Consider the following 210-nt stretch of genomic DNA (forward strand, 5'->3'; position numbering starts at 1 on the left):
ACCGCTGTTGGAAAAATTATCAACAATGATAACATCATAGCCTTCCGTTAAAAGTTCAACGCAAGTGTGGCTGCCAATATAGCCGGCACCACCTGTAACGAGAATGGACATAGTATTCCCTCCACGGTATACAAAGTAAGTGTTGTTCACTCTAGTATACCAGAAATGCAAGAAACAAAATATAGAAGAAAGAACGAACAATCTTGAGGA

General features: G+C 39.5%; 1 protein-coding gene. It reads right to left on the reverse strand.

The annotated features are described in order from the left end of the window. The coding region (locus CHH91_RS19880; protein WP_141234290.1) for an NAD-dependent epimerase/dehydratase family protein at positions 1 to 111 on the reverse strand (111 nt) is incomplete at its 3' end. Positions 112 to 210: the final 99 nt, after the last annotated feature.

Source organism: Virgibacillus sp. 7505, assembly GCF_002272135.1.
Classification (GTDB): domain Bacteria; phylum Bacillota; class Bacilli; order Bacillales; family Amphibacillaceae; genus Terribacillus.